Source organism: Mycobacterium sp. DL99, from assembly GCF_004762045.1.
Lineage (GTDB): Bacteria > Actinomycetota > Actinomycetes > Mycobacteriales > Mycobacteriaceae > Mycobacterium.
The window spans coordinates 6,519,615-6,545,159 of the sequence record NZ_SJOM01000007.1 but is presented as its reverse complement, the minus strand read 5'-3'; the positions used below and the strand labels follow the sequence as shown (position 1 = coordinate 6,545,159).

Annotated in this window: 24 protein-coding genes and 2 tRNA genes; 11 read left to right on the top strand and 15 right to left on the bottom strand. The window is 65.1% G+C overall.

The window, feature by feature from the left end; genetic code table 11:
• Positions 1-51: 51 nt before the first annotated feature.
• From EYZ64_RS31825 to dnaA, 10 genes are all read right to left on the bottom strand, one after another.
• Positions 52-124: transfer RNA gene (locus EYZ64_RS31825), tRNA-Ala, on the bottom strand.
• Positions 125-277: 153 nt separating this feature from the next.
• Positions 278-351: transfer RNA gene (locus EYZ64_RS31815), tRNA-Ile, on the bottom strand.
• A gap of 56 nt (positions 352-407) precedes the next feature.
• Complete coding sequence (locus tag EYZ64_RS31810) at positions 408-1,316, bottom strand: DUF3566 domain-containing protein (protein ID WP_135459689.1); 909 nt, start codon at positions 1,314-1,316, stop codon at positions 408-410.
• A gap of 52 nt (positions 1,317-1,368) precedes the next feature.
• Positions 1,369-3,873 (bottom strand): DNA gyrase subunit A, encoded by a 2,505-nt coding sequence (gyrA, locus tag EYZ64_RS31805; protein WP_135459688.1) that lies wholly within the window; start codon positions 3,871-3,873, stop codon positions 1,369-1,371.
• Between the two features lie 92 nt (positions 3,874-3,965).
• Entirely contained in the window at positions 3,966-5,978 is a 2,013-nt protein-coding gene (gyrB, locus tag EYZ64_RS31800; protein WP_135459687.1) for a DNA topoisomerase (ATP-hydrolyzing) subunit B, read from the bottom strand.
• Between the two features lie 211 nt (positions 5,979-6,189).
• Complete coding sequence (locus EYZ64_RS31795; RefSeq protein ID WP_135459686.1) at positions 6,190-6,777, bottom strand: DUF721 family protein; 588 nt, start codon at positions 6,775-6,777, stop codon at positions 6,190-6,192.
• A complete protein-coding gene (gene recF, locus EYZ64_RS31790) occupies positions 6,774-7,928 on the bottom strand; it encodes a DNA replication/repair protein RecF (RefSeq protein WP_135459685.1) in 1,155 nt (384 codons plus the stop codon). Before recF ends, EYZ64_RS31795 begins: the two co-directional genes overlap by 4 nt.
• A gap of 11 nt (positions 7,929-7,939) precedes the next feature.
• Complete coding sequence (gene gnd, locus EYZ64_RS31785; protein ID WP_135459684.1) at positions 7,940-8,833, bottom strand: phosphogluconate dehydrogenase (NAD(+)-dependent, decarboxylating); 894 nt, start codon at positions 8,831-8,833, stop codon at positions 7,940-7,942.
• 25 nt (positions 8,834-8,858) lie between these two features.
• Entirely contained in the window at positions 8,859-10,052 is a 1,194-nt protein-coding gene (gene dnaN, locus EYZ64_RS31780) for a DNA polymerase III subunit beta (RefSeq protein ID WP_135459683.1), read from the bottom strand.
• Between the two features lie 615 nt (positions 10,053-10,667).
• A complete protein-coding gene (gene dnaA / locus EYZ64_RS31775; RefSeq protein WP_135459682.1) occupies positions 10,668-12,200 on the bottom strand; it encodes a chromosomal replication initiator protein DnaA in 1,533 nt (510 codons plus the stop codon).
• Positions 12,201-12,714: 514 nt separating this feature from the next.
• On the opposite strand from dnaA, the gene rpmH reads away from it, so the two are divergent.
• The 11 genes from rpmH to EYZ64_RS31720 all read left to right on the top strand — a co-directional run bounded on the left by rpmH (position 12,715) and on the right by EYZ64_RS31720 (position 21,379).
• Positions 12,715-12,858 (top strand): 50S ribosomal protein L34, encoded by a 144-nt coding sequence (gene rpmH, locus EYZ64_RS31770; protein ID WP_003883350.1) that lies wholly within the window; start codon positions 12,715-12,717, stop codon positions 12,856-12,858.
• Between the two features lie 21 nt (positions 12,859-12,879).
• Positions 12,880-13,236, top strand: coding sequence for a ribonuclease P protein component (gene rnpA, locus EYZ64_RS31765; RefSeq protein ID WP_135459681.1), 357 nt, complete (start codon positions 12,880-12,882; stop codon positions 13,234-13,236).
• Positions 13,233-13,589 (top strand): membrane protein insertion efficiency factor YidD, encoded by a 357-nt coding sequence (yidD, locus tag EYZ64_RS31760; protein ID WP_135459680.1) that lies wholly within the window; start codon positions 13,233-13,235, stop codon positions 13,587-13,589. The genes rnpA and yidD overlap by 4 nt, the downstream gene beginning before the upstream one ends.
• Before the next feature lie 43 nt (positions 13,590-13,632).
• Positions 13,633-14,661: a membrane protein insertase YidC gene (gene yidC / locus EYZ64_RS31755; RefSeq protein WP_450071025.1), complete on the top strand. Its 1,029-nt coding sequence runs from the start codon at positions 13,633-13,635 to the stop codon at positions 14,659-14,661.
• A gap of 39 nt (positions 14,662-14,700) precedes the next feature.
• On the top strand, positions 14,701-15,243 hold the full coding sequence (locus tag EYZ64_RS31750) for a Jag family protein (RefSeq protein WP_055119208.1): 543 nt from the start codon (positions 14,701-14,703) through the stop codon (positions 15,241-15,243).
• A 58-nt stretch (positions 15,244-15,301) separates the two neighbouring features.
• Positions 15,302-16,018, top strand: coding sequence for a 16S rRNA (guanine(527)-N(7))-methyltransferase RsmG (rsmG, locus tag EYZ64_RS31745; RefSeq protein WP_167858056.1), 717 nt, complete (start codon positions 15,302-15,304; stop codon positions 16,016-16,018).
• Positions 16,019-16,140: 122 nt separating this feature from the next.
• Positions 16,141-17,007: a ParA family protein gene (locus EYZ64_RS31740; RefSeq protein WP_286175237.1), complete on the top strand. Its 867-nt coding sequence runs from the start codon at positions 16,141-16,143 to the stop codon at positions 17,005-17,007.
• 60 nt (positions 17,008-17,067) lie between these two features.
• The gene (locus tag EYZ64_RS31735) at positions 17,068-18,105 is read left to right on the top strand and encodes a ParB/RepB/Spo0J family partition protein (protein WP_135459677.1); all 1,038 of its coding nucleotides are present in this window, start codon (positions 17,068-17,070) and stop codon (positions 18,103-18,105) included.
• A 222-nt stretch (positions 18,106-18,327) separates the two neighbouring features.
• Entirely contained in the window at positions 18,328-19,212 is an 885-nt protein-coding gene (locus EYZ64_RS31730) for an acetyltransferase (RefSeq protein ID WP_135459676.1), read from the top strand.
• Between the two features lie 172 nt (positions 19,213-19,384).
• Positions 19,385-19,969 (top strand): TetR/AcrR family transcriptional regulator, encoded by a 585-nt coding sequence (locus EYZ64_RS31725; protein ID WP_135459675.1) that lies wholly within the window; start codon positions 19,385-19,387, stop codon positions 19,967-19,969.
• 30 nt (positions 19,970-19,999) lie between these two features.
• Entirely contained in the window at positions 20,000-21,379 is a 1,380-nt protein-coding gene (locus EYZ64_RS31720) for a glycoside hydrolase family 1 protein (RefSeq protein ID WP_135460370.1), read from the top strand.
• A gap of 122 nt (positions 21,380-21,501) precedes the next feature.
• Here EYZ64_RS31720 and EYZ64_RS31715 read toward each other — a convergent pair whose 3' ends face one another.
• The 5 genes from EYZ64_RS31715 to sigM form a co-directional block, all read right to left on the bottom strand.
• Positions 21,502-22,692: an N-acetylmuramoyl-L-alanine amidase gene (locus EYZ64_RS31715; protein ID WP_135459674.1), complete on the bottom strand. Its 1,191-nt coding sequence runs from the start codon at positions 22,690-22,692 to the stop codon at positions 21,502-21,504.
• 120 nt (positions 22,693-22,812) lie between these two features.
• On the bottom strand, positions 22,813-23,145 hold the full coding sequence (trxA, locus tag EYZ64_RS31710; RefSeq protein WP_077739698.1) for a thioredoxin: 333 nt from the start codon (positions 23,143-23,145) through the stop codon (positions 22,813-22,815).
• Between the two features lie 34 nt (positions 23,146-23,179).
• Positions 23,180-24,115 carry a thioredoxin-disulfide reductase gene (gene trxB / locus EYZ64_RS31705; RefSeq protein ID WP_135459673.1) on the bottom strand — a complete coding sequence of 312 codons (936 nt, stop codon included), beginning with the start codon at positions 24,113-24,115 and terminating at the stop codon, positions 23,180-23,182.
• A gap of 80 nt (positions 24,116-24,195) precedes the next feature.
• Entirely contained in the window at positions 24,196-24,948 is a 753-nt protein-coding gene (locus tag EYZ64_RS31700; protein WP_167858055.1) for an RsmA family anti-sigma factor, read from the bottom strand.
• Positions 24,899-25,510 (bottom strand): RNA polymerase sigma factor SigM, encoded by a 612-nt coding sequence (gene sigM / locus EYZ64_RS31695; protein ID WP_135460368.1) that lies wholly within the window; start codon positions 25,508-25,510, stop codon positions 24,899-24,901. Before sigM ends, EYZ64_RS31700 begins: the two co-directional genes overlap by 50 nt.
• Positions 25,511-25,545: the final 35 nt, after the last annotated feature.

Genomic DNA, 25,545 nt, shown 5'->3' with positions numbered 1-25,545 from the left:
AAAGCGGCTCCGGCATCTGACCCCGGAACCGCTCATTACTGTTTTGATTTGTGGAGCCTAGGAGATTCGAACTCCTGACATCTGCCTTGCAAAGGCAGCGCTCTACCAACTGAGCTAAGGCCCCTCGCTCGGACGCGACTGCGGATTTTCCGCGTCGTGCCAAACCTCTTCACCGTGTCGTGATCGCCAGACGATCACCGCGACGGCTGCGATGCCGGCCAGAAGTATGAACCGCATGGCGCAACCTCTCGATGATCACCGGTTACACCGGGTGTCGTGGGCCTAGGAGGACTCGAACCTCCGACCTCTTCGTTATCAGCGAAGCGCTCTAACCACCTGAGCTATAGGCCCGAAAATTGGGATCGACCGAGCGCAGAGATTACCGCACCGGGGCGCAGACTCCCAAATCAATCCCGGTCGGCCAGCGTGACCTCGACTCCGCCGACCAGATCGGTGGTCAGGTTGTAGATGAAGGCCCCGATGGTCGCCATCGCACACAGCACCACGATGTTCACCAGGCCGACGAGCGCAGCCCCTCCGAAGATCGTTCCGCTGGAGACCAATTCGCCTCCTGAGGCGCCGCTGGCGCTGGTCAGCAGATCGCCCACGTTGCTGTTCAGCTTGCTCCACACGCCCATCGCGCCAAGCACGAGGTACAGGAATGCCACCGCGATCATCCATACGAAGAACAGCACCACCGACAGCACCAGTGAGACTTTCAGCACAGTCCACGGATCGACCCGGCGGATCTGCATGCTGGCCCGGACCGGCCCCTGATGCGGGGTGCGGTTGGCCACCTGGATCCGGGTTGTCGGGCTGTTACTCGAGGATCTGGGCGCCTGGGTATCGGCGGATGTCTTGCGTTGCGACGGACGCTGGGACGGCGCCGACAGGTCCGGAATTTCGCTCGCGTAGGCCTCGGACCGCACCGGCTCGCTGCGCGGGGCGGACGGCGCGGCCGGGGCCGACGAGGGCGCGCGTGCCGGCCGGGGCTGCTGCTCCGTCTCCTGGGTCTCCGCGCCCGCGACGAAGCGCTGCAGTCGGGCTTCCACACCGGGGGAGTGGGAGCCGGGCGTACGGGCACTCTCGTCGCGCGTCTCGGTTGGCGGCTGCGGCGTGGTCCTGCCGGTTCCGCGCTGCCACGGGGGCACCTCACCGGTCTCGGTGATCTGACCGCCCGCGGGCCGAGCCTGGACCCCGGCGGTCTTGCTCGCCGTCGAAGTGCTCTCGGTCCCGGCGGCCCCGGCACCTGAGCCGTTGGAGCTGCCGGGCCGGTCGCCCGCTCGCGGGTACCCCGGCTCGCTCGGTGAACTCACCTAACAGCTCCTTAGCTCAGGCCGAGGTCCGCGTCGGGCCTCAGCGACGGCGTCACGCCTCGTCGGACTCTTCACCATCCGCATCCGAGTCCTCCTCGGCGTTGCGCGCAATCGCAATCAGTGTGTCGCCGTCGCCCAGGTTCATCAAGCGGACACCCTTGGTCTGGCGCCCGGCTTTGCGAACCTGACGTGCGGCGGTCCGGATTACACCGCCACCGGAGGTGATGGCGTAAAGCTCCGTCTCGTCATCGACGATCAGCGCTCCGACCAGACTGCCACGTTTGCGGTCGTACTGGATCGTCAGGATGCCTTTGCCGCCGCGGCCCTGAACCGTGTACTCGTCGATCGCGGTGCGCTTGGCGTAGCCGCCCGCGGTCGCGACCAGCAGATATGTATCCGGTTGGACCACGTTGAGCGACAGTAGCCGGTCATCCTCGTTGAACCGCATGCCCTGCACACCCGAGGTGGCCCGACCCATCGGCCGCAGCGCCTCGTCGGTCGCCGAGAACCGGATGGACTGGCCGTTCGCGCTGACCAGCAGCAGATCGTCCTCCGCCGAGCACAGCACCGCGCCGACCAGCTCGTCACCGTCGCGCAGGTTCACCGCGACGATGCCGCCCGACCGGTTGGAGTCGAAGTCGACCAACTTGGACTTCTTCACCAGACCGTTGCGGGTGGCCAGCACCAGGTATGGCGCATCCTCGTAGCTCTTGATCTGGATGACCTGGGCGATGCGTTCTTCCGGCTGGAACGCCAGCAGGTTCGCCACATGCTGACCGCGCGCGGTGCGTGAGGTTTCCGGCAGGTCGTATGCCTTGGCCCGGTAGACGCGACCCTGCGTGGTGAAGAACAGGATCCAGTCGTGGGTCGAGCAGACGAAGAAGTGGTTGACGATGTCGTCCTGCTTGAGCCCGGCGCCCTGCACGCCCTTGCCGCCGCGCTTCTGGCTGCGGTAGAGGTCGGTCTTGGTGCGCTTGGCGTACCCGGTCTCGGTGATCGTGACGACCACGTCCTCCCGGGCGATCAGGTCCTCGTCGCTGACCTCGCCGTCGGCCGGCATGATCCGGGTCCGGCGGTCGTCACCGTGCTTCTCGACGATCTCCGCCAGCTCGTCGCGGACGATCGCCCGCTGCCGTTCCGGCTTGGCCAGAATGTCCTCGAGGTCGGCGATCTCGGCTTCGATCTTGGCCAGGTCGTCGACGATCTTCTGGCGCTCCAGGGCGGCCAACCGGCGCAACTGCATGTCCAGGATGGCCTGGGCCTGGATCTCGTCGATGTCGAGCAGCTCGATCAGGCCGGCGCGCGCGATCTCGACGGTCTGTGAGGCGCGGATCAACGCGATCACTTCATCGAGTGCGTCGAGGGCCTTGACCAGACCGCGCAGGATGTGGGCCCGCTCGTTGGCCTTGCGCAACCGGTACCGGGTCCGGCGGATGATCACGTCGAGTTGGTGTGCGACGTAATGCCGGATCATCTGGTCCAGGCGCAGCGTGCGCGGCACCCCGTCGACGATCGACAGCATGTTGGCGCCGAAGCTGGTCTGCAGTTGGGTGTGCTTGTAGAGGTTGTTCAGCACAACCTTCGCGACGGCATCGCGCTTGAGCTCCACCACGATTCGCAGGCCCACGCGGTCGCTGGACTGGTCCTCGATGTTGGAGATGCCGGCCAGCTTGCCGTCGCGCACCTGCTCGGCGATCGAGGTGATGAAGTTGTCGTGGTTGACCTGGTACGGCAGCTCGGTGATGACGATGCCGGTGCGGCCCCGGTTGTCCTCTTCGATCTCCACCACACCGCGCATCCGGATCGAGCCGCGACCGGTGGTGTAGGCGTCGTGGATGCCCTGGGATCCGACGATCAAGCCGCTGGTGGGGAAGTCCGGACCCTTGACCCGCTCGCACACCGCGGTGAGGGTGGCCTCTTCATCTGCCTCGTGGTTCTCCAGGCACCAGTACACGGCCTCGGCCAACTCGCGCAGGTTGTGCGGCGGGATGTTGGTGGCCATGCCGACGGCGATGCCGCCCGAACCATTGGCCAGCAGGTTGGGGAACCGGCTTGGCAGCACCGTCGGCTCTTGTACCCGACCGTCGTAGTTCGGAATGAACTCGACTGTCTCCTCGTCGATTTCACGCAGCATCTCCATAGCCAACGGCGTCAGCCGGGCTTCGGTGTAACGCATCGCGGCCGCGGGATCGTTACCCGGCGAGCCGAAGTTCCCCTGGCCGTCGACCAGTGGGTACCGCAGCGACCAGGGCTGAGCCATCCGGACCAGGGTGTCGTAGATCGAGGAGTCGCCGTGCGGGTGGTAGTTACCCATCGTCTCGGCCACCGAGCGCGCCGACTTGGCGTGGCTGCGGTCCGGCCGGAAACCGGAGTCGTACATCGCATACAGCACACGGCGGTGCACCGGCTTGAGGCCGTCACGGACCTCGGGCAGCGCGCGGCCCACGATCACGCTCATCGCGTAATCGATGTAGCTGCGCTGCATTTCGTGCTGAATGTCGACCGGTTCGATGCGGTCAGATGTTCCGTCGCCAGGTGGCAACGTGGTGTCAGTCATGAGTTCCTCGCTCGTTGGCTCGGCTTGATGCGGTCAAAGGCCATCTGGACGCGACGTGAATTACGGTGGCGCGCAGGGCATGAGTGGTCCGCCTAAACGTCCAAGAACCGGACGTCTTTGGCGTTACGCGTGATGAAGCTGCGCCGCGCCTCGACGTCCTCACCCATCAGGATGGAGAACAACTCGTCGGCCGCAGCGGCGTCGTCAAGCGTCACCTGACGCAATACCCGCACCGACGGATCCATGGTGGTCTCCCACAGTTCCTTGGCGTCCATCTCGCCGAGACCCTTGTAGCGCTGGATACCGTCGTCGATGTTGATCCGCTTGCCCGACGCCTTGCCCGCCTCGAGCAGACCGTCCCGCTCGCGGTCGGAGTAGGCGAACTCCGGTTCCTGGCGCTGCCACTTGAGTTTGTACAGCGGCGGCTGCGCCAGGAAGATGTGGCCGTGCTCGACCAGCGGTTTCATGAAGCGGAACAGCAGGGTCAGCAGCAGGGTCGAGATGTGCTGGCCGTCGACGTCGGCGTCCGCCATCAACACGATCTTGTGGTAGCGCAGCTTGCTGATGTCGAACTCGTCGTGAATGCCGGTGCCCAGGGCGGTGATGATGGCCTGGACTTCGGTGTTCTTCAAAACCCGGTCGATACGGGCCTTTTCGACGTTGATGATCTTGCCGCGCAGCGGCAGGATGGCCTGGAACATCGAATCCCGGCCACTCTTGGCCGAGCCGCCGGCTGAATCGCCCTCCACCACATACAGTTCGGACTTCGTCGGATCTGTCGAGCGGCAGTCGGCCAGCTTGCCCGGCAGGCCGCCGATGTCGGTGGCGCTCTTACGCCGAACCAGTTCGCGGGCCTTGCGCGCGGCGATACGAGCCTGTGCTGACGAAACTGCCTTGTTCACAACAGTTTTCGCCTCGGCCGGATTCGCCTCGAACCAGTGGGTGAGCTGCTCGTTGCAGATCTTCTGAACGAACGACTTCACCTCGGTGTTTCCGAGCTTGGTCTTGGTCTGACCCTCGAACTGCGGTTGGGCCACCTTCACGGAGATGACCGCTGCCAACCCCTCACGAATATCGTCACCGGTGAGGTTCGGATCCTTGTCCTTGAGCAGCTTCTTGTCTTTGGCGTACTTGTTCACCACGGTGGTCAGCGCAGCGCGGAAACCTTCCTCGTGGGTACCGCCCTCGTGGGTGTTGATCGTGTTGGCGAACGTGTGCACCGACTCGGAGTAGCCGGCATTCCACTGCATCGCGATCTCGACCTCGTGGCCGGTGCCCTTGCCGTCGAAATCGATCACGCTGGGCTGGATCGCGGTCTTGGTTCGGTTGATGTGCTTGACGAAGTCGACCAGACCGCCCGGGTAATGGAAGGTGCGGTGCTTCACCTTGTGGGGTGCGGCGGCCTCGGCGGCCGTCTCTTCCGCGGTTTTCGGCGCGGCCGCGGTGTCGGCGACCACCTCGTCGACGATCTCGTCCTTGGTCACCCGCTCATCGGTGAGCTCGATGGTCAGGCCCTTGTTCAGGAACGCCATCTCCTGGAGCCGCCGTGCGATGGTCTCGAAGTCGTACACCGTGGTCTCGAAGACGTTCGGATCCGCCCAGAACCGAATGGTGGTGCCGGTCTCCTTGGTCTTCTCACCCTTTCGCAGGGTTCCCGGGACCGAGTTGTCGTAGGTCTGGAACCACTCATATCCATCGGTGCGGACATCGGCCTCCAGCCGCGTGGACAGCGCGTTGACCACCGAGACACCGACGCCGTGCAGGCCGCCGGACACCTGGTAGGCGCCCTCCTCGAACTTGCCGCCGGCATGCAGAACGGTCATCACCACGTCGATCGTCGGGATACCGGTGGCGTGCATGGCGACCGGAATGCCTCGCCCGTCGTCGGTGACCTGGACTCCGCCGTCCTCGAGGATGCGCACGTCGACCTTCGTCGCGAAGCCGGCCATCGCCTCGTCTACCGCGTTGTCGACGACCTCCCACACGAGGTGGTGCAGGCCACGTTCACCGGTGGAGCCGATATACATGCCGGGACGTTTGCGAACGGCTTCGAGGCCTTCCAGCACTTTGATCGAGTCGGCACCGTACTGATTCTGGGCAGCCACGTCGGACGCGTCTCCTTGGGGTTCGCGGGAGGTGGTTGCGTCACCGCCCTGCAGATCTCGCCACAGTCTACCGGTCGACACGTACAGGGCCGACTCTGTAGCGGCGTTTCCACCTATCTAACTGCGCCGTGCGCGGAATTTCTCGGGCATCGGTGCCTTCGGACGCTTGAGAAGATCCATTTAGCGCGTCTCGGCGGTTCTGAGCGCGGTCCTAGCCGTAGGTGTCTCGAGGGCCGCGGCCTGGGACGTGATATCGACCTTTCCGCCACGACGGGCCGACGGGGCCCACGATCTTCAATGAGGTCACCACACCGTCGCCGACCGCGGCGGCGATCTTGGCCAACACCTGGGACTGCACCATCCGCAGCTGGGTGGCCCACGCGGTGGACTCCGCCGAGACGGTCAGCACGCCCTCGTTCAGGCCGGTCGGGTTGGCATGGTCGGCGATCTGGTCGCCGACCACTGTCCGCCACCGACCGAACACCGAACCCTCGGCAACCCTCGAGGACCAGCCCCGCACCTTGGCCAGATCCTGGGTCGCGGACCCGAACAGCTGCGGATCGCGGACATCGGGCCCCGGACCCGACCAGCTGCGGCGCCGGCCGGCATTGCCCGCCACCCGCCGTACCGGGGCACGGCGGCCTCGGCCGACATCCTTGCCCTGGCTGCGGGCCGCGCCTCGAGCCTCTTCCAGGGTTCGCCGCACCAGATCCATGCCGCGCATCCGGGTCAGATCTTCCGGGGAGACCGCGGGGGTGGGGGCAGCCGGATCACGGGATTCTGCGGGATCGTTCGTCATGACTGCACCACCGATATCCGTCCCTGGTCGCCCTCTGTCATCCTGATCTCAACCCGGTTGACCGCCCAGTCCTGCGGGATGTCCTCACCGACCGCCGCGGTCACCAGTACCTGCTCGGCTTCTCCGGCCACCGCCGCCAAAGCCTGCCTCCTCGAAGTATCCAGCTCGGCGAAGACGTCGTCGAGCAACAGCACCGGATCGACGCCGTCCGACCGCAGCAATTCGTAGGCACCCAGCCGCAGGGCCAGCGCCATCGACCACGATTCACCATGGCTGGCAAAGCCTTTCGCGGGTTGGTCGCCCAGCCACAGCTCGAGATCGTCACGATGCGGACCGACCAGACAGACCCCGCGATCCAACTCCGCGTCGCGGCGTCGCGCCAACGCGTCCAGCAGCGCGGCCTCGTAGAACTCCACGGATTCCGGACCCGGAGCGTTCTCGATCGCCTCCACACTGCTGCGGTACCGGATGGCCGCGGGCCTGCTGGACGGCGCCAACAATTGATAAGCCTTCTGAACCTCGGGATGCAGCTGCTCGACCAGCGCGATGCGCGCGGCAGTCAACGCCGCGCCGTGGGCAGCGAGGTGTCCGTCCCACACATCGAGGGTGTCCAGCGCGCTACGATCCCCTCGATAACGTGCTCCCGCAGCGGTTTTCAGCAATGCCGTGCGCTGCCGCACGACCTTGTCGTAGTCGGCGCGAATACCCGCTATCGCCGGGCGCCGGGTGGTCGCGAGCTCGTCGAGGTAGCGCCGCCGCTCACCGGGGTCCCCCCGGACCAGTGCGAGGTCCTCAGGACTGAACAGCACCGCCCGCAAAACCCCGAGGATTTCGCGGGGCGAGCGGACCGGTGAGCGGTTCAGCCGGGCCTTGTTGGCCCGGCCGCTGGTGATCTCGAGATCGACGGCCAGCTCCCGCCCCTCGTTGACCACGATGCTCGAGACGATCGCGCGGGGCGCACCGGCCCGGATCAACGGGGCGTCAGAGGCCACCCGATGGGAACCTAGTGTGGCGCAATACCACAGTGCCTCAACAAGATTCGTCTTACCGAAGCCGTTCGACCCGACGAAGACCGTGCGGCCGGGCTCGAGCTCGAGCTCGACATGAGCCCAGGACCGGTAGTCGGTCAGTCCCAGGTGACGGACATACATCGGAATTGCGCCTACCCGGACTCACTGATCCGGTGCACCGCATGGCCACCGAACTGGTTACGCAGGGCCGAGACGGCTTTCATGGTGGGGGAGTCCTCTTGTCTCGAGGCGAACCGGGCGAACAACGACGCCGCGATCACCGGCATCGGGACCCGGTGGCTGATCGCCTCCTCCACGGTCCAGCGACCTTCCCCGGAATCCTCGGTATAACCGCTGATCGCGGAGAAACCTGGATCCTCCTTGAGTGCCTTGGCCAGCAGCTGCTGCAACCACGACCGCACCACGGTGCCGTTCGTCCAGGCCTGGATCACCGCCTGGGGATCGGTGATCAATTGCTCGGCCGCCAGCAGTTCATATCCCTCGGCGTAGGCGTGCATCAGGCCGTATTCGACGCCGTTGTGCACCATCTTGGCGTAATGACCCGCGCCCACCGGGCCGGCGTGGACGAATCCGTCAGCCACATCACCTTCAGGGCGCAACGTGTCGAAGATCGGCATGGCTCGAGCCACATCGGCGTCACTACCACCGACCATCAGCCCGTAACCCTCGTGCAGACCCCAGACGCCACCCGAAACACCCGCGTCGATGAATTTGATTCCCTTGTCGCCCAACAACTTTGCGTGTGGACCATCTTCGGTGTACCTCGAGTTACCACCGTCGATCACCAGATCACCGGGACCCAGTACATCAGCAAGCGCGACGATGGTCTCGTGCGTGACCGTGCCCGACGGCACCATCACCCAGACAACCCGCGGCGTCTCGAGCGCACCGGCCAGGTCCGCGAGGCTGGCCACGTCGCTCACTTCCGGGCGAGGGTCGTATCCCACGACCTCGTGACCACCGGTGCGCAGGCGCTCGCGCATGTTGAAGCCCATCTTGCCCAGGCCGACTAACCCCAGTTGCATGTGCGCCCTCTCTCGCCCGCGCCGGTCAGCCGGGAAGGCGTACCGGCATCAGCAGGTAGACGTAATCGGTCTTGGCAGCCGGGAACGGACCCGAACCGCCACCTGTACCAGCATCCTCGCTCGTGGGCCGCAACACTGCGGGCCGGCTCGGCGTGGTGAAACCGAAAGTCACCCGGTCCGAATGCAACGAGCTCAACCCATCGGTCAGATAGGTCGGGTTGAACGCGATGGTCAGCGGATCACCGGCGAAGTCGACGGGCAGATCTTCCTCGGCCCGGCCGACGTCATCGGCGCCGGCCGACAGCCGCAGCACGTCGTCGCCGAATTCCATACGGATCTGGGCACCCCGGTCTGCCACGAGCGCCACACGCTTGATCGCCTCGGTGAGCTCGGCCACGCCGATCGTGGCCACCGCGGTGTGCTCGGTCGGCAGCAGCTGACGGAACTTCGGGAACTCCGCATCGAGCAGGCGGGTGGTGCTGCGCTTGCCGTTGCTCCGAATTCCGAGCAGGCCGTCCTTGCCCACTGACGCGCCGGAACCCAGCGACAGGTGCACCTGGTTACCGTCGGTACCCGCCTTGGCAGCCTCGGCCAGGGTCTTCGCCGGAACGAGCACGGCGGTTTCGATGTCGCTGGCACTGGTTTCCCAGGTCAGCTCGCGCACGGCGAGCCGGAAGCGGTCGGTCGCCGCCAAAACCACTGATTCACCGGAGATCTCGACCCGGATACCGGTCAGCATGGGCAGAGTGTCATCACGACCGGCGGCGACGGCGACCTGGCCGATCGCCTCGGCGAACAGATCCGATGACACCACGCCGGTCTCGTCCGGCAGGGTCGGCAGTGCGGGGTAGTCCTCGACCGCCAGGGTCGGCAGCGAGAACCGGGCACTGCCGCAGGTCAATGCCACCCGGGTGCCCTCAACGCTGAGCTCGACCGGCTTGGCTGGCAGGGCCTTGGTGATGTCGGACAACAACCGTCCTGACACCAAAACGCTTCCGGGAGAGGCGATTTCAGCGCTGACACGGACTTCAGCGGAGACTTCGTAGTCGAAGCCGGAAATGGTCAGGCCCTCATCGGTGCCGGTCAGCAGGACGCCGGCCAACACCGGGATGGTGGGCCGGGTCGGCAGATTGCGGGCCACCCAGGCCACCGCGTCCGCGAAGTCCTCACGCACCACGCGGAACTTCAAGTCGGTCAGCCCAGCCGTCGTCGTCGCCACGTGCTTTGCGCCCCTTCGATGATCCCCATTACGAGCTCTACCTGCGTCTTCCGAAAACCACACCACGCAGCATGAGCGCTGAATGACAAAGCTGGAAACCGCTGTCGATGAACCACCGTAGAGCTTTCCGCATGAACTTGAAAGCTAATCGATCGGGGTGACATCCGTGCTTCGTGAGCTCGAGCGGACGCACGGTCCGTCCGGTGTCCCCAACCCCCTTCTTCTAGAAAGAACTCTTAGAAGATATTTGAGTAACAGTATTAGGGGCTGTGAAAACTGGGGATGAAGGGGTGTTTGCCCAGCACCGTAGGTGTGTCGGAATGTGAGTCGGCTGTGGAGACCGGTGGATGGACCGGCGCTCGAGTGTGGACAAATGACATCGTGTGGATGATTTTGTCATTCATCCCGTGGTTTGCCCGCAGGTTGTGCACAGCGGTATCCACAGCGGTCAGCTGTGACTTGTGATGCGTAATGGGGCGGAAGTTGTTACAAGATTTTTCGCCAGACGGGCCTGAAGAGACCACGATGTGAGACGCCGGAAGCTGTAAGACGGCACGAGTGAGCCGCGCTCGAGAGGGTTGTCTCGAGGCGTCAGGGAGAGATGCGGCGCGGGATTCAGCGCTTGGCGCGCTGGCGAATCCGGGTGGTGAGTTCCTTCACGTGGTCGAAAACCTCACGTCGTTCGGCCATCTCGCCGCGGATCTTCTTCTCCGCGTACATGACCGTGGTGTGGTCACGACCGAACGCCTGGCCGATCTTGGGCAGGGACAGATCGGTGAGCTCACGGCACAGATACATGGCGATCTGCCGGGATTGCGCCAGCGCCCGGGTCTTGCCGGGGCCGCGCAGCTCCTCCACGGTGGTCTCGAAGTACTCGGCGGTGGCGGCCATGATCGCAGCGGTACTGATCTGCATGGTCGTGGCGTCGGCGATGAGATCGCGCAGCACGACTTCGGCCAGCGACTTGTCGATCCGGGTCTTGTTGAGCGAGGCGAAGGCCGTGACGCGGATCAGCGCACCCTCGAGCTCGCGGATGTTGCGCTCGATGCTGCTGGCGATGAGCTCCAGCACGTCATCAGGCACGTCCAGACGGTCCATCTGAGCCTTCTTACGAAGGATCGCGATGCGCGTCTCGAGCTCAGGCGGCTGGACGTCGGTGATCAGACCCCACTCGAAACGCGTACGCAGTCGGTCCTCGAGGGTGGCGAGCTGTTTGGGCGGCCGGTCCGAGGAGATGACGATCTGCTTGTTGGCGTTGTGCAGGGTGTTGAAGGTATGGAAAAACTCTTCCTGGATACCTTCCTTGCCCTCGATGAACTGGATGTCGTCGACCAACAGGATGTCGATGTCGCGGTAACTCCGCTTGAACGAGGCCTTGCGGTCGTCGCGCAGGGAGTTGATGAAGTCGTTGGTGAATTCTTCTGTGGAGACGTACTTCACGCGCATGCCGGGAAAGAGACGTTGCGCATAGTTTCCGGCCGCGTGCAGCAGATGCGTCTTGCCGAGGCCGGACTCGCCCCAGATGAACAACGGGTTGTACGCGCGGGCGGGTGCCTCCGCGATGGCGAGGGTCGCGGCGTGGGCGAATCGGTTCGACGCACCGATGACGAAGGTGTCGAAGGTGTAGCGCCGATTCAGATTGACCGCGTTGTCGTCGCTGACGGTGGAGTCACGCTGCGGGCTGCTGAAGTAGGTCGGCCAGGTCTCTTCGGCGCTGACCTTTGCGGCGCGGTCGTCGTCGATCTCGTCGTTGTCGGAAGCTTGGTCCGTTGACGTGGCAGCGGGTCTGGCGTCCCGGGAATCCGCCGGCGACTCGGCGGGGGAGTCCTCGGGTTCCTTGGACGGGGTGGCGATGCGCACACCGAGCTCGACACGCTGGCCCAGTTTGCGACTGAGCGCGTTGATGATGGGCTCACGCAGATGGCGCTCGATCTCGTTCTGGACGAACGTGGTGGGGACCGAGAGCAGAGCAAATCCCTCGGCGATCACGAGTGGTTCCACCAGCTTGAGCCAGGCCCTTTGCTGAGGGGTCAGCTGAGGTGCGGCTGCATCACCCGCGGAACCGGACTCTTTGCCGCGGTCGCCGTTGAGTTCGGCTACGACGCTGTTCCAGACGGCGACGAATGGTGGGTCGGGGTCCGCTGTCAACGACCGTTTCCCCCTTTGAGGTGCTTCGAGGTCGACCCGGTGACGACCAAAAAGAACGATGACGAACTGTCCACATATTTATCCACAGCTTGTGGAGAAAGGACAGTCGTCGTCGCTCTGTTGTCTGTTGTGAGAGCGTCGTGGCCGGGTTCGTCACATGCTGTGAGGCTTGCGGCGGAGCGACGTCCTCATCTTATTGTCCGGGGCCGGTCCAGGCTCGGAACGGCATTGCCAGAAGCTAACAGTTTTCTCTCGATGTGCCAACAGTTCTGCAACATCGAACGCCGACGATGTGGGCGGTTCGGCGCAGGTTTGACCGAGGGAATTCTCATCAGTACCCTCGAGCAGTCGCCCGCACGTGGCGGTACGGCTGCGCCCGGGATGTTCCGGAGAACGCGCCGGTTAGAAAAGCACGACGGACGAGCTTAAACCGAGCTTGCACGGTGACCGTGTTCTTGGCGACATTTCGGTGTCGGCGAGGCGCGGGTACCAAACGGAACAAGGAGAGATTGCCGTGGCCAAGGGCAAGCGGACCTACCAGCCCAACAACCGCCGCCGTGCGCGCGTGCATGGGTTCCGGCTGCGGATGCGCACTCGCGCCGGCCGCGCCATCGTCGCCAACCGCCGTAGCAAGGGCCGTCGCGCACTTACTGCGTGATACGACGCAGGATCTAGCGCGGTGCTCCCGGCTCGATACCGGATGAGGCGGTCCGCGGAGTTCAGTGCCACCGTCAGTCGTGGCGTGCGTGCGGTTCAACCTGACGTTGTCGTACACGCGCTCCACGAGGGGACGGACGCTACCGGCCCGCGGGTCGGTCTGATCGTGTCCAAAGCCGTCGGCAACGCCGTGGAACGTCATCTGGTGTCGCGGCGGCTGCGTCATGCCGCCCGCACCGTGATTCCCAAACTGGACGCCACGGACCTCGTGGTGATCCGGGCTCGCGCAGGCAGCAGTGAAGCGCCGTCACCGCGTCTGGAGCAGCAGTTGCACCGCGCTCTCGAGCGCCTTGAAGCGCGGCGCGGGACGTCACCATGATCCGCAGAGCGGGTGCCGGTGCTGCCCGCGGCGCGATCTTCCTGATTCAGCTCTACCGTCACACCATCTCTCCGCTTCGGCTGCCGTCGTGTCGATTCATGCCGACCTGCAGCCAGTACGCGGTCGATGCCCTCACCGAATACGGCTTGGTCCGCGGCGGGTGGCTGACGTTGATCCGACTGCTGAAATGCGGACCGTGGCACCCGGGTGGATGGGACCCCATCCCGGACCGGTGCCTTCACGATCACGAGTCCATCAGCTCTGATGAGACCGTCTCTGGCGAGATAGCCGTCGCCGAAAACCTTGTCTGGGATACCCCAGCGAAGCGATGGGAGAGCAAGTCGCGTGTTTAATTGGTTCAGCCTGGACATCATCTATTACCCGGTGTCGGCGATCATGTGGGTTTGGTACAAGGCGTTCGCCTTCCTGCTCGGCCCCGAGAACTTCTTCGCCTGGGCGCTGTCGGTGATGTTCCTGGTGTTCACGTTGCGCGCGATCCTCTACAAGCCTTTCGTCAAGCAGATCCGCACCACGCGGCAGATGCAGGAACTGCAGCCTCAGATCAAGGCGCTGCAGAAGAAGTACGGCAAGGACCGGCAGCGCATGGCGCTGGAGATGCAGAAGCTTCAGCGGGAGCACGGGTTCAACCCGATCCTCGGCTGTCTGCCGATGCTGGCGCAGGTGCCGGTGTTCCTCGGCCTGTACCACGTGTTGATGTCCTTCAACCGGACGCAGACCGGCATCGGCCGGTTGGGGTTGTCGGTGGATGAGAACCGGAGTCTGGCCAACTACGTCTTCAGCGCCACCGACGTCGGCCACTTCCTCGACGCGAACCTGTTCGGGGCACCGCTCGGCGCGACGATGGTTCAGCAGCACGGGCTCGAGGCGTTCACGGAATTCAACCGGCTCGCTGTGGTTGCGGTCGGCGTCCCGATCATGATCCTGGCCGGCATCGCCACGCACTTCAACAGCCGGGCCTCGGTGGCTCGCCAGAGCGTGGAGGCCGCCGCCAACCCACAGACCGCGATGATGAACAAGCTCGCGCTCTACGTGTTCCCGCTCGGTGTGGTGGTCGGTGGGCCGTTCCTGCCGCTGGCCGTGATCATCTACTGGTTGTCGAACAACATCTGGACTTACGGACAGCAGCACTACGTGTTCGGGATGATCGAGAAGGAAGAAGAAGCCAAGAAGGTCGAGGCGATGGAACGCCGCTCGGCGAATGCGCCGGCCCCTGGTGCGAAGCCCAACCGGGCCCGGAAGGCCGAATCTGCGAGCCAGACGGAGAGCGGCGACGCGGCGGGTACCCAGACGGACGCCGCTGAGGCGCAGACGGAGGACCAGAGTGACACGGCTGGTGGATCGGGAGGGCCGAGCGTGAACCGCACGCCCAAGCCCGGTGCACGCCCCAAGAAGCGGAAACGGTGACCAGTTCTCACACTGGCTACAAGTAGGGAGAAGACGGATATGACGGACGCACAGACGACCGAGCCCGGCGCCGAGCTGGAGGAGGACACTCAGTCCGCGCCGAAGAGCGAGGACGACCTGGAGGAGCGACTGGTCGCCGAAGGCGAGATCGCCGGCGACTACCTCGAGGAGCTGCTCGACCTGCTGGACTTCGACGGCGATATCGACCTTGATGTCGAAGGGGACCGGGCCGTGGTGAGCATCGACGGCGGTGGCGATCTGAGCAAGCTGGTCGGCCGCAAGGGCGAGGTGCTCGACGCCCTCCAGGAGCTGACGCGGCTGGCCGTGCACCAGAAGACCGGCGAGCGTAGTCGGCTGATGCTCGACATCGCGCGGTGGCGTCGTCGTCGTCGCGACGAGCTCGCGGCATTGGGTGACAAGGTGGCCCGCCGCGTGCTGGAGTCGGGGGAGCGTGAGGAGCTGGCTCCGATGACGCCGTTCGAGCGCAAGATCGTGCACGACGCAGTGGCCGCGGTCGACGGTGTCCGCAGCGAGAGCGAGGGCGTGGAGCCGTCGCGACGCGTCGTCGTTCTGCTTGGCTGAGCTTTAGTTACAAAGGTGTAGTTCATTTGCGGCGACGGTGCCGTAGGGAGTGCGGAGGATGTTTCACGTGAAACATGGACCGGTCCCCGCGGCACCGGACGCCGCGGCGGAGGTCTTCGGAGATCGTCTGAAGACCGCCGAGCGGTACGCGGCAATTCTGGCCGGTGCCGGTGTCGAGTGGGGTCTGATTGGTCCGCGGGAAGTGGACCGGCTCTGGGATCGACACATTCTCAACAGCTCGGCTCTCGGAGAGCTTCTGGCTCCCGATGAGCGCGTCGCCGACATCGGCAGCGGCGCCGGCCTCCCGGGTATCCCGTTGGCCATGGCGCGCCCCGATGTCCATGTCACGTTGATCGAGCCGTTGCTACGTCGCAGCGAGTTCTTGCGTGAAGCTGTTGACGATTTGGGCCTCGATGTGGCGGTGGTCCGCGGTCGGGCAGAGGACTCCGAGGTTCGCAAACTCGTGGGCGAATTGGATGTGGTGACATCGCGTGCGGTCGCCTCGCTGGATAAGTTGACGCGCTGGAGCATGCCGCTGCTGCGCGTCGACGGAAGAATGCTTGCCCTCAAAGGCGAGCGCGCTGAGGCCGAGATTGAAGAGCACCGGCGTGTGATGGCTTCCCTGGGTGCAGTCGATGCCAGGGTGGTGAAATGTGGCGTGAACTATTTGAACCCACCCGTAACCGTGGTCGCCGTGCGGCGCGGAGCGGTGAGACCGGGCAGCCGGTCAACGGGCAGAGCCTCCGGGTCGCGGGGGAGATCGGGCAGGAGATGAGGATGGGTTCTGATAGGCAGGCAGCCGCTGGCGGGGGTGCTCAGCCCGCCGTTTCACGTGAAACGGTTTCACGTGAAACATGGAAAAACGGTGGCGCTACCCCGTGGTCCACGGACGCCAGCATGGACACCCCGATTGCGGCTGAGGCGGAGCAGGCGACTCGCGTGCTCCACACCTCGCACGGGCAGCTTCCCCGGCCGGCGCGCCAACGCGTGTTCACGATCGCGAATCAGAAGGGCGGCGTCGGCAAGACGACCACCGCGGTGAACGTCGCCGCCGCGCTCGCGCTGCAGGGATTGCGGACGTTGGTGATCGATCTCGATCCGCAGGGCAATGCCAGCACAGCTCTCGGCATCGAGCACCGGCCCGGGACCCCGTCCTCCTACGAGGTCCTCATCGGGGATATCCCGGTGGAGGAGGCGCTCCAGCAGAGCCCGCACAGCGACCGGCTGTTCTGCATTCCCGCGACGATCGATCTGGCCGGTGCTGAGATCGAGTTGGTCAGCATGGTGGCTCGTGAGGGGCGGCTGCGCTCGGCGCTCGCGGCCCTGGCGAACCACAACTTCGACTACGTGTTCATCGACTGCCCGCCGTCCCTCGGATTGCTGACCATCAACGCTCTGGTGGCTGCCCCCGAGGTCCTGATCCCGATCCAGTGCGAGTACTACGCGCTGGAAGGTGTGGGGCAGCTGCTGCGCAACATCGAGATGGTGAAGGCGCATCTGAACCCGGAGCTGTCGGTGTCCACCGTGATACTGACGATGTACGACGGGCGGACCAAGTTGGCGGATCAGGTGGCCGAGGATGTGCGGGAGCACTTCGGTGACAAGGTGTTGCGGACGGTCATCCCGCGGAGCGTGAAGGTTTCGGAAGCGCCCGGATACGGGATGACGATCCTCGATTACGATCCGGGTTCCCGCGGCGCGTTGAGCTATCTCGATGCGAGCCGCGAGATCGCAGAGCGCGGGGCGCCGCCCCGCGGTCGCTAGGCGCCAGTAACCACCAGCAGCAGACAGACAGCGGACGGCAGCGATGAGCAGGAGACGACCATGAATCAGCCGGCACGGAAGCGGAGTGGCCTTGGCAGGGGACTGGCAGCCCTCATTCCGACCGGTCCCGCTGAGGACGGTACCGACGCCCTGAGCCCAAGGATCGGTGCGACCGCGGCGGACGTTCTGCTCGGTCCATCGTCCAACTCTGGTGATGGCGGGGCGGCGGCCCCGACATCCCCCGCGCACGATGGCGCGGACCCGGTCCTGGCCGCCGGTGATGTCGGTGCGACGTACCGCGAGATCGATCCCAGCCTGATCCAGCCGAATCCGCGTCAGCCCCGCCAGGTGTTCGACGAGGAGGCGCTCAGCGAGCTGGTGCACTCCATCCGTGAGTTCGGATTGATGCAGCCGATCGTTGTCCGCGCTGTCGAGGAGAACGGTCAATCCCACTACCAGTTGGTGATGGGCGAGCGCCGCTGGCGGGCCGCACAGCAGGCAGGCCTGGAGACGATCCCCGCGATCGTCCGCGAGACCGGCGACGACAACATGCTGCGCGATGCGCTGCTGGAGAACATTCACCGGGTACAGCTCAACCCACTGGAAGAGGCCGCCGCCTACCAACAGCTGCTCGACGAATTCGAAGTCACCCACGATGAACTCGCCGCCCGGATCGGGCGCTCGCGGCCGCTGATCTCCAACATGATCCGGTTGTTGAGGCTGCCGATCGCCGTGCAGCGTCGCGTGGCGGCCGGCGTGCTGTCCGCGGGCCATGCACGGGCGCTGCTCGCCCTGGAGGGGGGAGCGGAGAAGCAAGAGGAGCTGGCCGCCCGGATCATCGCCGAGGGTATGTCGGTGCGGGCGACTGAGGAGGCCGTGACACTGGCCAACCGAGACGGCAACACCGCGCCGCCGGCACCTCGGCGCAAGCCGATTCAGATGCCGGGTCTGCAGGACGTTGCTGAACGGCTCTCGTCAGCCTTCGATACTCGGGTCACCGTGAGTCTCGGCAAACGAAAAGGCAAGATTGTGGTCGAGTTCGGGTCGGTTGACGATTTGCAGCGCATTGTCGAAATTATGAGCGCCGAAGAGCACTGAGAACCCACGACCAACGACACCAGGTTGTTCCGTCACTGTGACACATCAGTGATCAGCGCCCGGAGTCGCGAGCACCACATAGCGCAAAGCATCTGTGCGGCATAGCATTTCACTTTGGAGGCGGAGCTCGATGAGATTTTCGGGGCGCAGTGGTCCGACTCCGGCGGACTCTCCTATTCTTGAGGGGCAGCCACGCACAAAGTGTGAAAGCCAGGGACCTCAGTGACAGCACGAATCACACCGCTTCGGCTCGAGGGCTTCGAGCAGCTGCCCAAGCATGCGCGGCGCTGTGTGTTCTGGGAAGTCGATCCGTCCACAGTGGGCGACGACCACCTGACGGACCCTGAATTCGAAAAAGAAGCCTGGCTCTCGATGGTGATGCTCGAGTGGGGGTCGTGCGGTCAGCTTGCGGTCACCGCTCGCCCGGATGGACCGGCAGGGGAGCCAGGTGCTGGGCCAGACGCCGGCTCCGGTGCCGAGATCGATCTGGCGATCCGAGCCGGCGTAGCTGACTCCGAGATGTCAGCCGCGGGCGATGACTGGACGGCTCCAGCCATCATCGACGATCCGTGCCTGGGCTTCGCGTTCTATGCACCCCCGGGTGCGGTGCCGCGGGCCCGGCTCTTTCCGACTGCTCCGGTGAGCGCCGATGCGATTCTGCTGACCGCGGTCGGTGTGGAGTGCGCCGACGACCGCGAGCTGTTGTCCCAGAGTCTGCTTGCCGCGGTGGTCAATGATCTGGTGCGGCGCGGTGTTCGGGCATTGGAGGCGTTCGGCTACACCTCGGCCGTGGCTGAAACGGCCGACAGCGGCGAGCTGCCCGTCGAGTTATCTCCGGTGGTGGCAGTGCTGGGGGACTGCTCGGTTGACGATTGCATGCTGTCATCCGATTTTCTCGAAGACGTCGGGTTCACGGTCGTGGCACCGCACCCGTACTTCCCGCGGCTGCGCCTGGAACTCGACAAGGGACTCGGCTGGAAGGCTGAAGTCGAGGCCGCGCTCGAGCGCCTGTTGGAGAACGCTCGGATAGAGTTGCCGATCGGTGCGGGGATGTCCGGAGCCGGCGTCGGCGCGAAAAGCGTTGTCCGACAGACCAGCCTGACGTAACCGCCATCGGCAGATCGTGCCGGCAGGCTGAGCAGTCTCGTCGGCCGGCTGCGGGGCGGCTCGAGCGCTGGCTATGCGGCTCGAGGCCGCAACGGTGAGCTTGTCGGCTTGTTGGGCAGGACTGCTGGACCGAAGGTTGGAAGTGACGACGGTGGAGCCCTAGCCTGTGGTCATGCCAGCTGTGGGGCGGTATGCCAAGGGTGAGGTCAAACGTGCGGAGATCAAGGCGGCCGCACTGGCGCTACTGGAGCGTGATGGCGAGGCCGGCGCATCGATGCGGCTGATCGCCAAGGAGGCCGGAATCAGCCTGGCGGGCGTGATGCACTACTTCCCGACGCGCGATCTCCTGCTCACCGAGATACAGCGTGACGGCGACGCGAAATTCGAAGAGTGGTACCGGAATTCGGATGTCGATATCGACCCCGGTGAGGCGCTCGCGCAGGCCATGGTTGACAAGGCGAGCAAGCCCGGATCGGGAACGGTCTACCTTTCGTTGGCGGCCGCCGCGGCGATCGACCCGTCGCATCCGGCCGCGCAGTATCTGCGGGAACGGTACGTGCGGATACGCGATGTCGTCGCTGATTACGTGAGGCGGCGACAGGCCGCGGGTACCCTGCCCGAGTATGTTGACGCCGAATTCGTTGCCGCGGCACTGATCTCCGCAGCTGATGGCATCCAGATCCAATGGATGTCCGATCCGTCGATCGACATGGGCGGCCATGTCCGCGCCGTGTGGGAGAGGCTCCTCTCCCGATAAAACAGTGCAGTGTATGGTTTTTGTATGGTCATGAAGTGGAACAGGATCGTGTTGGCGTCCGCCGTACTCGCCGCATTGAGTACGTCCGCCTGTGACGCGCAGCCAGAGGCCACGCAGCCGGTGGCCTGGGACCGCGATTTCTACTGGGGCACTGCCACCGCCGGATACCAGGTGGAAGGAGATGCGCCCGACAGTAACTGGCGCCGGTACGTCGACCGGACAGCCAACAAACCAGTGACGCCCGCCTCCGATCCCCTGGGCGCCGGCGCGGTCGACCCGTACCAACAGGCCGTCGACTTCCGACACCGCTACCACGAGGACATCGCCAACGCGCATGCCATGGGTGTCAACACTTTTCGCCTCGGCATCGAATGGGCGCGGGTGATGCCCGAACCGGGCAAGTGGGACGAGAAAGAGCTGGCGTACTACGACGACGTGGTCGCGACGCTGCACAAGAACGGCATGACCCCGATGATCACGCTGATGCACTGGGTATATCCAGGGTGGATCGCCGACCAGGGTGGATTCATGAACAACGTGGGGGCGTTCGAGGATTTCGCCACGGCGGTCACCAAACGCTATGCGGGACAAGGTGTGCTGTGGGTGAGCATCAACGAACCGGTGGCCTTCGGGGCGATGGAGCTACGCACCGGCGCGATCAAACCAGACCAGTTCAACACATTCCTCGACCGAGTGGCCGACGCCCACCGCGCTGTGTACCGCGCGGCGCACGACGCCGATCCGGACGCCAAGGTCACTTCCAACGAGGCGTATATCTCGCCGGAAGTGTTGGCGCAGTTCGCCGGTCTCGGAGTCAAGGGCCTCGAGGGCTCCTTCTTCGACCGGATCAAGGAAAGCCTCGACTACCTCGGGTTCGACTACTACACCGGAACAGCCCACGACAACCCGGCCTCGGCGCAGAGCCTGATGGCGCGATGGAACACCAAACTGCAGGCTGAGGACATCTACTATGTGGCGCGCCACTACGCCCAGCAGTATCCGGGCCTGCCGATCTACGTCGTCGAGAACGGGATGGTCACCGACAACGGTAATCCGCGGTCCGACAGGGTGACCCGGTCGCAGTATCTCGAGGACACGGTGTTCTGGCTGCAGCGAGCCAAAGCCGACGGTGTCCCGATCATCGGCTACAACTACTGGTCGTTGGTCGACAACTACGAATGGGGAAGCTACCGGCCACGTTTCGGCCTATATACGGTCGACGCCCTGGGTGACCCGACACTCAAGCGCGTTCCCACCGACGCTGTGGCGACCTATACGCAGATCACGCGCGACGGTGGCACCGCTCCGGGATACCAGCCCGTTCTCCCCGCGGCGAAGTGCTCGACGACCGTTGGCGAGGACAGCTGCGAGCCACTGGATCCGAACGGTCCAGTCGCCGAGCTGAAGTGAGTTCGAGCGCTCAATCTGATCACGTGATCCACCAGATGTGAGGTGTCACATGACGAAACAACCATCGGGTGGCCGGGTGCTCGGTTGCAGGGGCTGAACCGGCGTTCAGGCAGAACCGGCGCTCACGCGCCGCGGCTCGCCTGTTCGACCGAAAGCTCATGCGCCAACAACTCGGCAAAGGTGAAGGTTCCTGTCGGCCGGTCGTTCTTGCCCAACAGATACAGTCTCTTGACCGCCGCCAGGATGCCCTCGGCGATCGCATCACGGGTATGGGTGGACAGCAGCAGACCGCGATCATGCGGGTTGGTGATGTAGCCGATGTCGACCTGAACGGTGGGCATCCGGGTCAGCCGCAGCAGATCCCAGGTGCGGCCGTGGGACCGGCAGTCACGTAAACCGGTGCGCGCCACAACTTCTCGCTGAATGAAGTCGGCAAGATTGCGGCCGATGGTCGACACCGAACCGTGCGAATTGCCGAAGTGAAATGAGGCCACGCCATTGGCTGAGGGGGAGCGCTGACTCTCACACCGCAGGCTGATCATCAGATCGGCGCCGACCGTGTTGGCGGTGGCGGCACGTTCGGTGTCCAGCGGGCTGCGGTTGGCCGGCCGGGAGATGAACGTCTCCATGCCGATCGCGGTCATCCGGCCTTCCAGCCGACTTGCCAAGTCCCACAAGATGTCCGCTTCGCTGATCGGACCGTCGGGCCCGTTCATGATCATGCCGTGGTCTGCTCCGCCGCGGCCCGGATCGATGATGACGTGCTTACCGGACAGCTGCGGCCCGGAGCGACGTACCAGCTCCTCTTCCCGGATCGCATGTGGCGACCCGCCGGTCACCCGCGAACCCAGGAAATACAACGAGCGCAACGTTTCCGGTCCACAGATACCGTCGGGGTACAGCCCGTACTCACGCTGGTACGAGGACAACGCGTTGTGGGTCTGCAGGCCGAAATGCCCATCGACCATGCCGGTATAGAAACCGAGGTCCTGTAGGCGGGCTTGCAGGGTGGCCACGTCGTCGCCGTACATGGGCGCACCGAACTGGTGGGTCAGGGTGCGGGCCCCGAGCCGGTAGGAGGCCTCGCGCAGCGCGCGATAGGTGGCCTCCCCGACGATTCCGTCCACCAACAGGCCACGGTGCTGCTGAAATGCCCGGACGGCGCGGTCGAGCTCGTCATCGAACGCGTCGAGCGCAACATGCCTACCGGTGCTCAGGTCGGCGTCAGGACCGTCCATCAGACCCAACGCGGCCAGCGCTGCCCGGATCTCGGTGACTGCTCCGCCACGGTCACCGCGACGCAGACTCGACATTCGGCCCCTCCATGCTGGTTTCCGGCCGTCTGCCGGGCTAGCTAGCCAGCATTGTCTCAGATTTCGGCCACATACCGGAAAACGCCAGGCGTATCCGGGGTGTGTGTGGTGTCAGTGAACTCAGAGTGCGTCGGCAAGCTCGCGCAGGAGCGCGGCCTTGCCTTTGGCCCCCACGATGCGCTTGACCGGCTGGCCGTCCTTGAAAAGGATCAGCGTCGGGATCGACACCACCTGGAAGTCGCGGGCGGTGGCCGGATTGGCGTCGACGTCGATCTTGGCGACCCGCAACTCGCCGGCCTTCTCCCCGGCGATCTCCTCGAGCACCGGGGCCACCATCTTGCACGGCCCGCACCAGGTGGCCCAGAAATCCACCAGCACCGGTGTGCTGCTGGTAAGGACATCGGTCGAGAACGAATCGTCGGTGACCGTTACGGTTGCGCTGTCAGCACTCATGGAGATCTCCTGTCGGGTCGAAATCTGTTGGTGGTCAGTCGTTATCGGCGAGCCAGCGCTCGGTGTCGATCGCCGCCGAACAGCCGCTGCCCGCAGCGGTGATGGCCTGGCGGTAGGTGTGGTCGACAAGGTCGCCCGCGGCGAACACGCCGTCGAGCGTGGTGGCGGTGGTACGGCCGAGGACCTCCACGTAGCCCTCGTCGTCGAGATCGATCTGGCCGCGCACGAGTTCCGAGCGGGGATCGTGACCGATCGCCACGAACACGCCGGTGACCTCGAGCTTGGATTCCTCGCCGGTGACGGTGTCACGCAGCCGCACGCTGGTGACCTTCGGATCGCCCTCGATCTGGGTGATCTCGGTGTTGGTCAGGAAGGTGATCTTTTCGTTGGCGCGGGCCCGCTCCAGCATGATCTTGGAGGCGCGGAACTCCTCGCGGCGGTGGATCAGGGTCACCGAGCGGGCGAATCGGGTGAGGAATGTCGCTTCCTCCATCGCCGAGTCACCGCCGCCGACCACGATGATGTCCTCATCACGGAAGAAGAAGCCGTCGCAGGTGGCGCAGGTGCTCACACCCATGCCGGTCAGTGCTTCCTCGCCGGGCACACCCAGGTGGCGCGCAGCGGCGCCCATGGCCAGGATCACCGACCGGGCCTGGTGGGTTTCATCGCCGACGGTGACGGACTTCACCGGGCCGGTGAGGTCGACCGCGTCGACGTCCTCCATGCGCAGATCCGCACCGAAGCGCAGGGCCTGCTCCCGCATCTCGTCCATCAGCTCGGGGCCGGTGATGCCTTCGCGGAATCCCGGGTAGTTCTCGACCTCGGTGGTGGTCATCAACGCGCCGCCGAATTGCGTGCCCTCGAACACCAGCGGCTTGAGCTGGGCGCGGGCAGCGTAGATGGCTGCGGTGTATCCGGCGGGGCCGGAACCGATGATGATGACGTCGTGAACCGTCGCTGAGGTGGACATGTAAGCCTTTCTGCCGTACTCGGCACGGGTTGCAACGTCAGCCTAGGCCCGATGTGTTCCCAGGTGAGTTGTAGGACAGACTACGGATGTTTCACCGGGCGTTTGATCACGGTCTGGGCCAGTGACCCGGCGTGACCGGTATCGCAGTCCGCGGCGAGCACCACGGCGACGACGGCGTCGGGTGGGTCGGGCGTTTTCGGGGGTACCACGACCAGCACACCGTGTTGACCGGCCACCTCGAGCGGCTTGGCGCCCAGAATCCGGACACCAGAGGGGTACCCCAGTGCGGTGAGGCAGGCGGTGCGGCGCTTCGCGTCGGTCAGGGGCCCCAGGTCAGGTGGTTCCGACAGCAGGCCCAGGATCTGGGATTCGGACAGCCCGACCTCGCCGCGTGGCGGTGAGACCGTGATCTGGCCGAGGCTGACCCTCGTCGAGGGTGCCTGACCTGCCGGGCGCACCAGTACGACGCCGCCGAGCACGGCGGCCGCTATGGCCGCCCCGGCGCCGGCCACAGCCGCGATCGACTTCCAGCGTTTCGTGGACGGTTTCGCTGGGGCCGGTTCGGCCCGCAGCGCCTCGGACAACCGGGCACTGACCTCGGCGGGCACCGGGGGAGCGGATTGTGAATCCGCACCCAGCTCCCGGAGATCGCGGCGCACCCGATCGAGGGCGGCCAGGGTGCTCCTGGCCTCGGGGCCGGCCAGCGGGTCGGTGCGCACACGCCGGCGGATGTCCGCGGCGGTGGCGTCGTCGAGCAGGCCGGCCTGCAGATCAGCCAGGAGCTCAGCAGGAATCGGGCCGTCCGACGGCACTCGGGGCGTGCTGCCGTTCATCGGCTTCAAAATACTGGAGCAGGCGGGCCAGCTTGTGTCTGGCGCGGGCGCAGCGGCTCTTCACGGTGCCCTCGGCCACCCCGAGCAACTGCGCCGTCTCGGCCACCGAATAACCCTGCATGTCGACCGCCACCACCGCGGTACGCTGCTCGACCGGCAGCTGCATGAGCGCCCGCTCCACCACGATGGCGGTGGCCACCCGCGGTGCCGGGTCACCGGCCGGGTCGTGCAGGTGAAGCAGATGACCGAACTCGTACTGGGACACCGTCGGCTGGGTACGCGACCGGCGCACCCGGTCCAGGCAGGCGTTGACCACGATCCGATACAGCCAGCTGCTGACCGCCGAGTCATGGCGGAACGACGCGGCCGTCCGATGCGCCGAAAGCAGGGCCTCCTGCACGGCGTCGTCGGCGTCTTCGTGGTGGCGGCTGGTCAGAAATGCCAAGCGGCGCAACTGCCGATGGTGTCGGTGGACCAGCTCCTCGAACGCGTATCGGTCCCCGGCGACGTGGGCGGCCAGCAGTTCGGCATCAGAACGCGTGACGGTGTCATGCCCCCGCAGCTCCTCCGTGGCCGGCGTGCCGGCTCCCCCGAACC